This is a genomic window from Streptomyces sp. NPDC046215 (assembly GCF_040646215.1).
Lineage (GTDB): Bacteria > Actinomycetota > Actinomycetes > Streptomycetales > Streptomycetaceae > Streptomyces > Streptomyces stramineus.
Genome location: NZ_JBEYZW010000022.1, coordinates 1 through 13,778 on the forward strand (window position 1 = coordinate 1; position 13,778 = coordinate 13,778).

Sequence of the window (13,778 nt, forward strand, 5' to 3'; positions counted from 1 at the left end):
TGCAGCCACACCTTGCGGCCGCGGTCCGGCGCGGCCTCGACCGGGGCGTCGGTGCGCAGGGCGATGAGCTCGGTGACCTCCGCCTGCGGCAACCACGCCGACGAGGTATCAAGGAGCCTTGGGGCCCGTACCACCGTCCTTGCCATCCTTCTCGGCGAGACGGTCGATGGCGTCCTTGGCCTTGCCGGTGCCCGACTGGATCTGGCTGCTGTACTTGCCCTTGGTCTTCTCGTCGACGACCTTGGCGGCCTTCTCGAGCCCCTGCTCGATCTTGTCCCCGTGCTGCTGCGCCAGGTCGCCGACCTTTGCCTTCGCAGGGGCGAGCTTGGCCTTGAGATTGTCCAACAGGCCCATGGCGCCTTCCCTCGTCTTTCTTGGTTCAGTACTTACTTACGGGCGCCCTCACCGGCCTCGCTGTCGGCCGCCTTCTCCGCGGACTGCTGCTTGGGAATCTCTACTCCCTCGCCCGCCGCGGCCTCCGCCTCGGCCTCGCCGGACTTCTCCGGCTCCGCCTCGGCGGCCTCGGTGGTCCCGGCGTCGTCGGCCGATTCCGCCGTCAGAGTGGCTGTCGCCGCCTCTTCCGTTGACGCTTCGGCCTTCTTACGGCGGAACTTTGAAAACACGCCCATATCTACTCCATTTACCTTACTGGTGTGAGCGAAATCCCGCGTCGTCCGGTGCGTCGTGTTGCGCCGTTCCCGGACACCGACCGTGAACCGGCTCTCGGAACCTCGCAACAGGCAACGAAACCGGCAGCGTCGCGTCACGTCGCTCGTTCGAGGGTCATGGCAAAGGTTTGCGAGACTGATCCGGTGAAAAACCCGGTGAAAAACGCAGTTCCCGCCCCGCGGGTCATCGCCGTCGTCGGCCCCACGGCGGCGGGCAAGTCCGACCTCGGCGTCGCCCTCGCCCAGCACCTGGGCGGCGAGGTCGTCAACGCCGACTCCATGCAGCTCTACCGGGGCATGGACATCGGCACCGCCAAGCTGACGCCCGAGGAGCGGCAGGGCGTGCCGCACCGCCTCCTCGACATCTGGGACGTCAAGGAGGCCGCGAGCGTCGCCGAGTACCAGCGCCTGGCCCGCGCCGAGATCGACCGGCTGCTCGCCGAGGGCCGCACCCCCGTGCTCGTCGGGGGCTCCGGGCTCTACATCAAGGGCACGATCGACGCGCTCGACTTCCCCGGTACCGACCCGGCCGTGCGGGGGCGCCTGGAGGAGGAGCTGGCCGAGCACGGCCCGGGCGTCCTGCACGCCCGGCTGGCCGCCGCCGACCCGGCCGCCGGCCGGGCCATCCTGCCGGGCAACGGACGCCGGATCGTCCGCGCCCTGGAGGTCATCGAGCTCACCGGCCGGCCCTTCACGGCCAACCTCCCCGGCGAAGAGCCCGTGTACGACGCGCTGCAGATCGGCGTCGACGTCGAACGCCCCGAGCTCGACGAGCGCATCACCGCGCGGGTGGACCGCATGTGGGAGGCCGGGCTCGTCGACGAGGTGCGCGCGCTGGAGCGCGAGGGCCTGCGCGAGGGCCGCACCGCGTCACGCGCGCTCGGCTACCAGCAGGTGCTCTCCTTCCTCGCGGGGGAGTGCACCGAGGAGGAGGCCCGCACCGAGACCGTGCGGGCCACCAAGCGGTTCGCGCGGCGGCAGGACTCGTGGTTCCGGCGGGATTCCCGGGTCCACTGGCTCAGCGGCGCGGCCGACCGGAGGGCGGAACTCCGCGGAAGTGCGCTGGCGTTGCTCGAACGGGCGGTCACAGCCTGATCACGTGATGGCATCGGGAAGCTATGCACGCCATTCCGGCATGCGTGAGCGTGCCATCATCAGGTTTCGATCGAGCCGTGAAGTCCGAGTTGGGAGGGCGCGTGGCGATGGAGGCCGGCCCTCGTGACAGACCGCAGCAGCCGCCGCAGAGCGAGCCGGAATCGCTGACTCCGGATGGCCTCGAGGACAGCGCGCCCGACGACGACACCGCGGCCGGCACCACCGCGCCCGCCTCGTTCCGCGAGCTGCGCCCTCCGCGCAGGCTGCGCGCCTGGCAGATCGCTCCCATCGTCGCCCTGGCCGCGACGGGCTCGCTGATGTTCGCCTTCCCGCTCGCCTTCGAGTTCGGCGACGGCGGGCCGGTCGTCGCCATGCTGGGGCTGCTCATCAGCTGCTGCGCCGCCGGCTGGGGCGTGACGGCCGCCCGCCGGGTCGGCTACACCTGGCCCGGGCTGCCGCCCCGGGGCTCCGGCAGCCGACCGGACTGGCGCTACGTCGCCCTGTACACCGCCGCGGTCGCCGTGGTGGTCGTGCTCGCCGTCTGGCGGGTGGCCCGCCTGCGCTAGGGCGCGTCCGGCGGCCTTCGCGGACTGCCGCCGCCCGGCACCACGGGGCACCTCCCGGCGGCAGCCGGGGGAGCGCCTGGTCGGGCCCGCGCGAGGGGCGCCCCCCCGCCTTGTGAGCGCCCGCACCGGACGCCGCTCGCGGGCCGGGGCTCACCAAGGGGCTGTCAGCGGTGCCCCGTACCATCGAACCGTGAGCACAGCACAGATCGCCTTCCTCAAGGGTCACGGCACCGAGAACGACTTCGTGATCATCCCCGACCACGAGGGGCGCATCGAGCTGTCCCCGGCCGCAGTCGCCCGCCTGTGCGACCGCCGCGCCGGCCTCGGCGCCGACGGAGTGCTGCGGGTCGTGCGGTCCGCCGCCCACCCCGAGGCGCGCGCGATGGCCGGTGAGGCCGAGTGGTTCATGGACTACCGCAACAGCGACGGCACCGTCGCCGAGATGTGCGGCAACGGCGTCCGCGTCTTCGCCCGGTACCTCCAGCGGGCGGGCCTCGCCGAAGCCGGCGATCTGGTGATCGCCACCCGCGCCGGGGTCCGGCGCGTCCACATCGCCAAGGAGAGCGCGGGCGGCGGCGTCACCGTCTCCATGGGCAGGGCGCAACTGCCCGCCGGGGACGTCACCGTCACGGTCGGCTCCCGCGTCTGGCCCGCCCGCAACGTCAACATGGGCAATCCCCACGCCGTCTCTTTCGTGGACGACCTCGCCGACGCCGGCCATCTGTACGAGGCCCCCGCTGTCGCCCCCGCCGCCGCGTACCCCGACGGCACCAACGTCGAATTCGTCGTCGACCGCGGGCCGCGCCACGTGGAGATGCGGGTGCACGAGCGCGGGTCCGGCGAGACGCGCTCCTGCGGCACGGGCGCCTGCGCGGTGATGGTCGCGGCAGCCCGCCGTGACGGCCTCGACCCCGCGGTCACCGGGCTCCCCGTCACCTACACCGTGGACGTCCCCGGCGGCCGCCTGGTGATCGGCGAGAGCCCGGACGGAACGATCGAGATGACCGGCCCCGCGGTGATCGTCGCGGAGGGCGTGTTCGACGCGTCGTGGCTGGACACGGTCCTTCTCTGACCCCCGGGTGACCCTCGCGCATTACCCCGGTCCGGCCCGTTCGCCGAACTCCTGGCTGTGTGGCTCGCTCGAATGGGTGATCCGTTTCACTCTGGGCGAGAGCGGGTGAGCAGCGCGTGATGGGCTCGGTAGCATCAAGCACCGGTCCGGAGGCGCGAGCCGACCGCCGGTCGACGCTGCCGGAGGTGCCCATGAGCGCAGAGGCCACGAACGAAGGTGTTCCCGGCCGCTGGCGCGGCCGAGCCCGCATCGACCTGAGACGCCTGGGCCGCGCGGCCCTCAGCGGATCGGGGGCGCGCGGCCGGCTCCCGGACGCCATCGACCACGTGGCCAAGGTCCACCGCGGCCACCACCCCGGCGCGGATCTCGACATCCTGCGCAGGGCCTATCTGCTCGCCGAGTCCTCGCACCGCGGGCAGACGCGCAAAAGCGGCGAGCCCTACATCACCCACCCGCTGGCCGTGACGCTGATCCTCGCCGAACTGGGCGCCGAGACGACGACGCTGACGGCCTCTCTCCTCCACGACACCGTCGAGGACACCGAGGTGACCCTCGATCAGGTGCGCAGGGAGTTCGGCGAGGAGATCCGCTTCCTCGTCGACGGCGTCACCAAGCTGGAGAAGGTCGACTACGGCGCCGCCGCCGAGCCGGAGACGTTCCGCAAGATGCTCGTCGCCACCGGCAACGACGTGCGGGTGATGTCCATCAAGCTCGCCGACCGGCTGCACAACATGCGCACGCTCGGGGTCATGCGCCCCGAGAAGCAGGTGCGGATCGCCAAGGTCACCCGCGACGTGCTGATCCCGCTCGCCGAGCGGCTGGGAGTGCAGGCCCTCAAGACCGAACTGGAGGATCTGGTCTTCGCGATCCTCCACCCCGAGGAATACGCCCGCACCCGTGAGCTCGTCCTCGCGCACGCGGGCCGGCCCGACCCCCTGCAGGCGACCGCCGGGCGCATGCGGGCGGTGCTGCGGGAAGCGGGCATCGCCGCCGACGTGCTCGTGCGCTCCCGGCACTTCGTCTCCGTCCACCGGGTGCGGCTCCAGCGGGGCGGAGTGACCGGCTCCGATCTGGGCCGGCTGCTCGTCCTCGTTGCGGAGGACGCCGACTGCTACGCGGTCCTCGGCGAGCTGCACACCTGCTTCACCCCGTTCATCTCGGAGTTCAAGGACTTCATCGCCGTACCGAAATTCAACCTCTACCAGTCGCTGCACACCGCCGTGGCGGGTCCCACCGGCGAGGCCGCGCAGGTCCTCATCCGCACCCATCAGATGCACCGCGTCGCCGAGGCGGGCGTCATCGCCCTCGGCAACCCGTACGCGGCGCCTGAGACTCCGGACGCGGCGGACGGCGAGCGCGTGGACCCCACCCGCCCCGGCTGGCTCTCCCGGCTGCTGGAGTGGCAGCGGGCCACACCCGACCCCGACACCTTCTGGACCTCCCTCCGCGACGAGCTGGCCCAGGACCGCGAGGTCACCGTCTTCCGCGCCGACGGGGGGACGCTCGGCCTGCCGGCGGGCGCGAGCTGTGTCGACGCCGCCTACGCGCTGCACGGGGACGGCGCCCACGGCTGCATCGGCGCCCGGGTCAACGGCCGGCTGGCGACCCTCAGCACGGTCCTCAGCGACGGCGACACCCTGCAACTGCTGATGTCCCGCGACGCCGTCTCCGGGCCGTCCCCCGACTGGCTCGACCACGCCCGCACGCCCGCGGCCCGCATCGCCATCGAGCGCTGGCTGGCCACCCACCCGGCACCGGACCCGGCCGTGCCGCCGGTGCCCCTGGGCCCCGGGCGCCCGTGTCCGCCGCCCCGGGCCACCGCCCCCGCCGCGGGCCGGCCCGTGGCCGTCACGACCGGAGGCGCGGAGCTGGCCGCGGCGAGCGTGCGGCTGGCGGGCTGCTGTACCCCCGTCCCACCCGACGAGGTCACCGGGTTCGCCGTGCGCGGGGGCACGGTGACCGTCCACCGGGCGCAATGCCCGGCGGTGGACCGCATGGTCACCTCGGGGCGCGAGCCGGTGGGCGTGCGCTGGAGCAGTCCGGAAGGCGCCTGCGACTACCGGGTCACGCTCTTCGCGGAGTCCTTCAGCAGGCCGCACCTGCTCGCCGACCTCACCGAGGCCATCGCCGCGGAGGGCGCGGCGGTCATCTCCGCGGCGGTCGAGCCCCCGCACGAGCAGCGGGTGCGCCACACGTACACCCTCCAGCTCGCCGACGCCGCCCGGCTACCGGAGCTGATGCGGGCGATGCGGCGGGTCCCCGGGGTCTACGACGTCGACCGGGCGGGGCGCGCGGTCGCCGGCGCACCCCTGTGAGCGCGCCGCGGGCGTGAGGCTCGTACATCCGCCCGAAACGCTCGTACGGGTGGGGTGGCGTCGTGCCGCCGACGGTGGGGGCACCCGCGCTGATAGCGGTGGACGCATGCCGCACACATCCGGGAGACGCTCCCCGAAGGCCCGGTGCTCCGCACGCCGCCGGGTCGCCCTCACCGCAGCCGCCACGGCCCTTCTCGTGGGTGCCGCGGCCCCGCCGGCCGCCACTCCGCAGGGGATCGGTGACCGCCTCTTCCCGGACCTCGGCAACCCCGGCTACGACGTCTCCGCCTACGACATCACGTTCACCTATCACGGCAACGACAAGCCGCTCGATGCCGTCACCACCGTGGAGGCCGAGGCCACCACCTGGCTGGAACGCTTCAATCTGGACTTCTCCGGCGGCACGGTCCGCTCGGTCCGCGTCAACGGGCTGCCCGCGGAGTTCACCCCGGTCAAGGAGGACCTGTCCGTCACCCCGGCCGTGCCCCTGCCGGCCCACGGCCGGTTCACCGTCACCGTGCACCACACCAGCGACCCGCGCGGGAAGGGCGGCGGCTGGGTGCCCACGAGCGACGGCCTGGCCATGGCGAACCAGGCCGACGCCGCCCACCGGGTCTTCCCCGGCAACGACCACCCGGCGGACAAGGCCCGCTTCACCTTCCGCGTCACCGCGCCCAAGGAGCTGACCGTGGTGGCCAACGGGCTGCCCGAGGGCCGGGTCACCCGGGGCGCCGCCACCACGTGGACGTACCGGAGCAGGCATCCCATGGCCACCGAACTCGCCCAGGTCTCCATCGGCCGCTCCGCCGTCCTCCGCCGCACCGGGCCGCACGGCCTGCCCCTGCGCGACGTGGTGCCCGCGGCGGACCGCGAGGCCCTGGAGAAGTGGGCGGCGAAGACGCCCGGCCAGATCAGCTGGATGGAGAAGAGGGTCGGCCGCTACCCCTTCGAGACCTACGGGATGCTGCTGGCCGACGCCTCCACCGGCTTCGAACTGGAGACGCAGACGCTCTCCCTCTTCGAGCGCGACCTGTTCGCCCGGACCGACATGCCCGCCTGGTACCTCGAATCGATCATGGTGCACGAGCTCGCCCACCAGTGGTTCGGCGACAGCGTCAGTCCCCGCACCTGGTCCGACCTCTGGCTCAACGAGGGCCACGCCAGCTGGTACGAGGCGAAGTACGCGGCGGAGCGCAGCGGCAAGAGCTTCGACGCCCGCATGCGCTTCGCCTACGAGCACTCCGACGAGTGGCGCGCCGACGGCGGCCCGCCGGCCGCACCGAAGCCGCCCGACCCCGGCCGGAAGATCAGCATCTTCCGGCCCGTCGTCTACGACGGCAGCGCGCTGGTGCTCTACGCCCTGCAGCAGAAGATCGGGGCGCCCGCGTTCGAGCGGCTGGAGCGCGAGTGGGTCACGGCCCACCGCGACGCGACGGCCACCACCGCGGACTTCACCGCGCTCGCCTCCCGGATCGCCGGCCGGGACCTGACGGGCTTCCTGCACGGCTGGCTGTACGAGCCCACGACCCCGCCCATGCCCGGCCGGCCCGACTGGAAGGCCGCACGGAAACCCGCGTGACGCTCCGGCGGCGGCGTGGGACCATCGACGGGTCGGCACGGGCGCCCCGCCCCGGGAATCTCCGGGGCCCCCGGCGCGTTGTCGACGGTGCGGCCCCTCTGACGGGGCCGGCACCTCCCAACGACGCAAAGGATCAAATGACCTCCTCTTCTTCCCTTCCCCAGGACCGGCAGAGCCTCCCGGAGAGCCTTCGGGCCGACGCCCTGATGGAAGAGGACGTCGCCTGGAGCCACGAGATCGACGGAGAGCGCGACGGCGACCAGTACGACCGCTCCGAGCGCGCGGCCCTGCGCCGTGTCGCGGGTCTCTCCACCGAGCTGGAGGACGTCACCGAGGTCGAGTACCGGCAGCTGCGCCTGGAGCGCGTGGTGCTGGTCGGCGTCTGGACGTCCGGCACGGCCCAGGACGCGGAGAACTCCCTCGCGGAGCTCGCCGCGCTCGCCGAGACCGCGGGCGCCCTGGTGCTCGACGGAGTCGTCCAGCGCCGCGACAAGCCCGACCCGGCCACCTTCATCGGCTCCGGCAAGGCGCGCGAGCTTCGGGACATCGTCCTGGAGAGCGGCGCCGACACCGTCGTCTGCGACGGCGAGCTCAGCCCCGGCCAGCTCATCGCCCTCGAAGACGTCGTCAAGGTGAAGGTGGTCGACCGGACCGCCCTCATCCTGGACATCTTCGCTCAGCACGCCAAGTCCCGAGAGGGCAAGGCGCAGGTCGCGCTCGCGCAGATGCAGTACATGCTGCCGCGCCTGCGTGGCTGGGGTGCCTCGCTGTCCCGGCAGATGGGTGGCGGCGGCGGTGGCGGCATGGCCACCCGTGGCCCCGGTGAGACCAAGATCGAAACGGACCGGCGCCGCATTCGCGAGAAGATGGCGAAGATGCGCCGGGAGATCGCGGAGATGAAGACCGGGCGCGACATCAAGCGCCAGGAACGCCGGCGGAACAAGGTGCCCTCGGTCGCCATCGCCGGGTACACCAACGCCGGCAAGTCCTCCCTGCTCAACCGCCTCACGGGCGCGGGCGTGCTGGTGGAGAACTCCCTGTTCGCCACCCTCGACCCCACCGTCCGCCGGGCCGAGACGCCCAGCGGGCGGCTCTACACCCTGGCCGACACCGTCGGCTTCGTCCGGCACCTGCCGCACCACCTCGTCGAGGCGTTCCGCTCCACCATGGAGGAGGTCGGGGACTCCGACCTGATCCTGCACGTGGTCGACGGTTCGCACCCGGCGCCGGAGGAGCAGCTGGCCGCCGTGCGCGAGGTGATCCGCGAGGTCGGGGCGGTCGACGTCCCCGAGATCGTCGTGATCAACAAGGCGGACGCGGCCGATCCGCTCGTCCTGCAGCGGCTGCTGCGCGTCGAGAAGCACTCCCTGGCCGTCTCCGCGCGGTCCGGCGAGGGCATCGAGGAGCTCCTCGGCCTGATCGACGCCGAGCTGCCCCGTCCCGCCGTGGAGATCGAGGCGCTCGTGCCGTACACGCAGGGTGCCCTGGTCGCGCGGGCGCACGCCGACGGTGAGGTGCTCTCCGAGGAGCACACCCCGGAAGGCACGCTGATCAAGGCCCGCGTCCACGAGGAGCTCGCCGCCGAGCTCCAGCGGTACGTCCCCGCGGCCCGCGGCTGACCTCGGCCGCCCGCGGATGCGCGAAGGCCCGCCCCCGTCGTCGACGGGGGCGGGCCTTGTCCGTGCGGTCAGCGGTTGGCGAACTTCCGGCTGAGCGCGTCGTAGACGCCCTTCGCCTCCGGGCCGAGCCGCGGCCCGGCCAGCCAGGTGCTGTTGGACGGGCCGATGGAGGTGTTGGAGACCAGCACCGTCTTGCCGTCGCGCACGGCGAACCAGCCGCCGCCGGAGGAACCACCGGTCATCGTGCAGCCGATGCGGTACATCGTCGGCTGGGACGGCTCGATGGTCAGCCGGCCCGGCTTGTCGATGCAGTCGTACATCTTCTGCCCGTCGAAGGGCGGCGCGGCCGGGTAGCCCCAGGCGCCCATGGAGCGGATGGACTTCACCTGCGGGGCGTCGAAGTCCACGGTGAGGGCGTTGCCCACCGTCTCTTCGAGCGACTTGCCGGAGCCGGCCTCGGGCTTCACGTGCAGCACGGCGAAGTCGTACGGGGCGCCCGCGCCACCGGTCTCGGCGCCCTGCGAGATCCACTGCCCGGACGTCTGCGCCCAGTCCGCCCACCACATGCCGTACGGAGCGACGTCCTGCACCGGCGCGGTGTTGACCTGCGAGCCGGGCAGGCCCTTGTCGTTGTAGGAGGGCACGAAGGCGATGTTGCGGAACCAGCCGCCCTTCTTGCCCGAGTGCACGCAGTGGCCCGCGGTCCACACCATGTTGGACTTGCCGGGATGTGCCGGGTCCTTGACGACCGTCGCCGAGCACACCATGTGGCCCTGGGGGCTGTCGAAGAAGACCTTCCCGACCGGCGCCGCGTTCCGGTGGTACGGCAGGGCGACCGACTTGGCCTTGACGGGGCTCGGCTCGGGGTCGGTGATGCCCTGGTCGCCGGAGGCGCCGGGGGCCGAGCCGGCGGCACCCTGCGTGGCGAGCGTCTTGTCGCTGGAGCGCGCGTCCTTCATCATCTCGGGCTTCCAGTGGCCCTTGATGATCGGATTGACGAAGTCACGGGCCTCACGCAGCCACTGGTCCTTGTCCCAGTTCTTCCACTCCCCGTTCTTCCACTTCTCCAGGTCCTTGAGCGAGGCGGGGAGGTTCTTGGGGAGCTGGAGACCGTCTGCGCCCGACTGCGTGGCGGACGCGCTGGGCTGGTCGCCGCCCGCGGCCTTGTCCTCGGTGGGGCCGCACGCGGTGGCGGTCAGCGCCAGCGCGGCCGTCAGAGCGGCGGCGGCCAGCGCAGGCCGGCGGAAGGATGGCATGGAGTGGGTTCCCCCTGATCGATCTGAAGACGGGCTTGTGCCTGCTGAGCGCGCCTGCACGGGTACTGAAAGTTGTCATGCACCGCCCCGGCGAGGGGGCGGAGCCACACTATGCCGGTGAGAGGGGGGACGGCGGACGGAGGGTCCCCGGTTCCGCCGCAAGGATCTTGACGCCGGGCCGTGTTCCGCCGCTCCCGGCGTCGTTGGTACGTACGGGGGAGAACCGACCGGCGTTCAGCAGCAGGAGGTCCCAAAGCCGTGGCCGTGACCCAGCTCCCGCCGACGGCGCCGTCGTCAGCGGCTCACCAGGGCACCGTCCGGCGGCAGTCCGCACGGGAGCCCGCGGCCCGCGCCTACGCCCGCTCCCTCCCCGTCGTCCCCGTGCGCGCCCGGGGGCTGACCATCGAGGCCGCCGACGGCCGCCGCTACCTCGACTGCCTCTCGGGGGCCGGTTCGCTGGTCCTCGGCCACCATCACCCGGTCGTGCTCGAAGCCATCCGCGCCGCCCTTGACCCGGGCCCGGCACCGGGCGTGATCACACCGGTGCAGGACGCCTTCACCGACGAGCTGTTCGCCACGCTCCCCCGGGGGCTGGCCGATACCGCGCACGTCCGGTTCTGCGGTCCCGCCCACGCCGACGCGGTGGAGGCCGCCTTCCACCTCGTACGCACCGCGACGGGCCGTACGGGGCTGCTCGCCTTCACCGGTTCCGACCACCGCGCCCCCGGCACCCGCGTGACCCGCCTGCCCTACCCGCAGGACTACCGCTGCCCCTTCGGCGTCGGCGGCCGCCTCGGCGCGCAGCTGGCGGCCCGCTGGGCCGAGAGCCTCCTCGACGACGCCTGCGGCGGTGCCGGGGCCCCGGCCGGGATGGTCGTCGAGCCCGTGCAGGGCGAGGGCGGAGTGATCCCCGCGCCGGAGGACTGGCTGCGCCGGCTGCGCGCCCTCACCGAAGCACGGTCCGTCCCGCTCATCGCCGACGAACTGCAGACCGGCGTGGGCCGCACCGGGCGGTTCTGGGCCGTCGAACACAGTGGCATCGAGCCCGACGTCATGATCCTCTCCAAGGGGATGGGCGGCAGCCTCCCGCTCGCCGTGATCGTCCACCGCGAGGGGCTCGACGCCGGCCCGCCCGGCGACCGCGCGGGTGTCTCCCGGGGCAATCAGCTGGCCATGGCGGCCGGCGCCGCGACCCTGCGCCACGTCCGGGAGAACGGCCTCGCCGAGCGGGCCGCGCTGCTCGGCGAGCGCATGCTGCGCCACCTGCGACAGCTGGCGCGCGAGCACGACTGCGTGGGCGACGTGCGGGGCCTCGGCCTGATGATCGGCGTCGAGTTCGTCGATCCGGACGGCGACCCGGCGGGCAGGGGCGAGCCCCCGGACGCCCCTCCGGGCCCCCGGCCCCCCGCACCCGCCCTGGCCGCCGCCGTGCAGCAGGAGTGCCTGCGCCGCGGCCTGATCGTCGAGCCGGGCGGCCGCCACTCCTGCGTCGTCCGCCTCCTGCCGCCCCTGACCATCACCGACGAGCAGGCACACGCGATCCTCGACCGCTTCTCCGACGCCGTCTCCGCGGCCGCCCGGAAGCACAGCCGCCCCGCCACCCCCAGCACGCCGAAGGAGGCAGGCGCCGCGTCCCCGGCCTGACACCGCCGTGACCCGCGCGCCGTACCCCGCATGAACGCAGCCCTGTCCGGAACCGATGCGTCCGCCACCGGCCGGGAGCACGAGCCCGACCGGCCGCCGGCGGCCTCCCCGGTGCCGCGCCAAGGGGGCCGCGGCGGGAACCCGGCCGCCGGCCCGGCCGCCGACCCGCTGGAGCACCCCGACCCGGGCACCGCCGCGGACGCCGCCACCGTGGAGAACCTCCTGCGCTGCTGGATCCGCGAGAACGACCTCCCCCGCCCCGACGGCGACACCCTCCGGCTGCCCCTCGCCGCGAGCGGCACCGCCCTGCGCGTCCCCCTGCGCTACTGGTCCGCGGCCGGCTGGCACCGCCTGGGCGCACCCACCCTGGCCGGCGGCCCGCCGGACGCCCCCGCCGTCGACGCCGTGACCCTGGCCGCGCTCCTCGCCCGCGAAAGCGCCCACCGGGCCGCACGCGCGGGCCAGGGCCCCCTCGCCCCCGGCGCCGAGCTCGTCGGCAGGGTCGCGGACTCCGTCCGCCGCACGGCCCAGTTCCTGGCCGACCGCCGCGAACGGCCCGCCGACCCGGCCGGAACGGCTCTCTTCCTCTACGCCGAACAGTCCCTCCTGCTCGGCCACCCCCTCCACCCCGCGCCCAAGAGCCGCGAGGGCCTCTCCGACTCCGAGTCCCGCCGCTACTCCCCGGAGACGCGGGGCTCCTTCCCCCTGCAGTGGCTGGCCGTCCACCGGTCCCTGCTCGCCACCGACTCGGCCTGGACCGAGCGCGGCCGGGCCGTCGACGCCGCCACCCTGGCCGCCCGCCTCGCCGGCCCCGCCCTGCGGCTGCCCCCGGACACCGTCCCCCTGCCCCTGCACCCCTGGCAGGCGCGCGACATCCGCAGCCGCCCGGCCGTCGCCCGGCTCCTGGACGCCGGACTCCTCCAGGACCTCGGCCCGCTCGGCGACCCCTGGCACCCCACCTCCTCCGTACGCACCGTCCACCGCCCGGGCGCGCCCGCGATGCTGAAGCTCTCCTTGGGCCTGCACCTCACCAACTCCCGGCGGGAGAACCTCCGCAAGGAGCTGTGCCGCGGCGTCGAGGTGCACCGGCTGCTGCGCAGCGGCCTGGCCGAGCGGTGGCGGGCCGCCTGCCCCGGGGGCCTGGGTTTCGACATCGTCCGCGACCCCGCCTGGCTCGCGGTCGACGCACCCGACGGCACGCCGGTGACCGGGCTCGACGCCGTCATCCGGCACAACCCCTTCGGCCCCGGAGACGACGCCGCGTGCCTCGCGGGCCTGCTCTCGCCCCGCCCCTGGCAGCTCGGCGAAGAGCGGCACGGCCACCTCACCATGCGCTCCCGCCTCGCGGAGATCGTCACCCGCCTCGCCCTGCGCACCGGCCGCCCCGCCACGGCCGTCTCCGCCGAGTGGTTCCTGCGCTACCTGGAGGCCGTCGTCCGGCCCGTGCTCTGGCTCGACGGCGAGGCGGGCATCGCCCTGGAGGCCCACCAGCAGAACACTTTGGTCCTCCTGGACCGCGACGGCTGGCCGGCCGGCGGCCGCTTCCGCGACAACCAGGGCTACTACTTCCGGGAGTCCCACCGGGCAGCCCTGGACGCACGGCTCCCCGGAATCGGCGCGGAGAGCGGCACGTTCGTCACCGACCAGGTGGCCGACGAAAGGTTCGCCTACTACTTCGGCATCAACAACATCCTCGGTCTGATCGGCGCGTTCGGCGCACAGCGCCTGGCCGACGAGCGGATCCTGCTGGCCGCCCTGCGACGGTTCCTCCAGCGCGCCGCCACCCGCTCGACCCTTCCCGCCCACCTCCTCGGGGCATCCACCCTGCGGTGCAAGGCGAATCTGCTGACCAGGCTGCGCGGCCTCGACGAACTCGTCGGCCCGGTCGCCACCCAGTCCGTCTACGTCAGCATCGCCAACCCCCTTGCCCCACCAGCCGGATGACCGGCGGCCCTCCCTTCGCG

General features: G+C 73.6%; 11 protein-coding genes. 8 read left to right on the top strand and 3 right to left on the bottom strand.

What is annotated here, in order from left to right; all coding sequences use genetic code 11:
- Positions 1–108: 108 nt before the first annotated feature.
- Together ABZ951_RS12510 and ABZ951_RS12515 are read right to left on the bottom strand one after the other, a co-directional pair.
- Entirely contained in the window at positions 109–354 is a 246-nt protein-coding gene (locus ABZ951_RS12510; RefSeq protein WP_344089954.1) for an antitoxin, read from the bottom strand.
- Between the two features lie 32 nt (positions 355–386).
- Complete coding sequence (locus ABZ951_RS12515) at positions 387–629, bottom strand: hypothetical protein (protein WP_344089952.1); 243 nt, start codon at positions 627–629, stop codon at positions 387–389.
- A 195-nt stretch (positions 630–824) separates the two neighbouring features.
- On the opposite strand from ABZ951_RS12515, the gene miaA reads away from it, so the two are divergent.
- The 6 genes from miaA to hflX all read left to right on the top strand — a co-directional run bounded on the left by miaA (position 825) and on the right by hflX (position 8,914).
- Positions 825–1,763, top strand: a complete 939-nt coding sequence (gene miaA, locus ABZ951_RS12520) for a tRNA (adenosine(37)-N6)-dimethylallyltransferase MiaA (protein ID WP_344089949.1) — start codon at positions 825–827, stop codon at positions 1,761–1,763.
- 107 nt (positions 1,764–1,870) lie between these two features.
- Complete coding sequence (locus ABZ951_RS12525; RefSeq protein WP_344090032.1) at positions 1,871–2,329, top strand: hypothetical protein; 459 nt, start codon at positions 1,871–1,873, stop codon at positions 2,327–2,329.
- Between the two features lie 190 nt (positions 2,330–2,519).
- On the top strand, positions 2,520–3,401 hold the full coding sequence (dapF, locus tag ABZ951_RS12530; RefSeq protein ID WP_344089947.1) for a diaminopimelate epimerase: 882 nt from the start codon (positions 2,520–2,522) through the stop codon (positions 3,399–3,401).
- A 191-nt stretch (positions 3,402–3,592) separates the two neighbouring features.
- Entirely contained in the window at positions 3,593–5,716 is a 2,124-nt protein-coding gene (locus tag ABZ951_RS12535; RefSeq protein ID WP_344089945.1) for an HD domain-containing protein, read from the top strand.
- A gap of 106 nt (positions 5,717–5,822) precedes the next feature.
- The gene (locus ABZ951_RS12540; protein ID WP_344089943.1) at positions 5,823–7,295 is read left to right on the top strand and encodes a M1 family metallopeptidase; all 1,473 of its coding nucleotides are present in this window, start codon (positions 5,823–5,825) and stop codon (positions 7,293–7,295) included.
- Positions 7,296–7,432: 137 nt separating this feature from the next.
- The gene (hflX, locus tag ABZ951_RS12545; protein WP_344089941.1) at positions 7,433–8,914 is read left to right on the top strand and encodes a GTPase HflX; all 1,482 of its coding nucleotides are present in this window, start codon (positions 7,433–7,435) and stop codon (positions 8,912–8,914) included.
- A 68-nt stretch (positions 8,915–8,982) separates the two neighbouring features.
- Here hflX and ABZ951_RS12550 read toward each other — a convergent pair whose 3' ends face one another.
- Positions 8,983–10,170 carry a hypothetical protein gene (locus tag ABZ951_RS12550; protein WP_344089939.1) on the bottom strand — a complete coding sequence of 396 codons (1,188 nt, stop codon included), beginning with the start codon at positions 10,168–10,170 and terminating at the stop codon, positions 8,983–8,985.
- Positions 10,171–10,428: 258 nt separating this feature from the next.
- On the opposite strand from ABZ951_RS12550, the gene ABZ951_RS12555 reads away from it, so the two are divergent.
- Positions 10,429–11,814 (top strand): aminotransferase class III-fold pyridoxal phosphate-dependent enzyme, encoded by a 1,386-nt coding sequence (locus ABZ951_RS12555; RefSeq protein ID WP_344089937.1) that lies wholly within the window; start codon positions 10,429–10,431, stop codon positions 11,812–11,814.
- A gap of 30 nt (positions 11,815–11,844) precedes the next feature.
- Complete coding sequence (locus ABZ951_RS12560; RefSeq protein WP_344089935.1) at positions 11,845–13,758, top strand: IucA/IucC family protein; 1,914 nt, start codon at positions 11,845–11,847, stop codon at positions 13,756–13,758.
- The last annotated feature ends 20 nt before the right edge of the window (positions 13,759–13,778 follow it).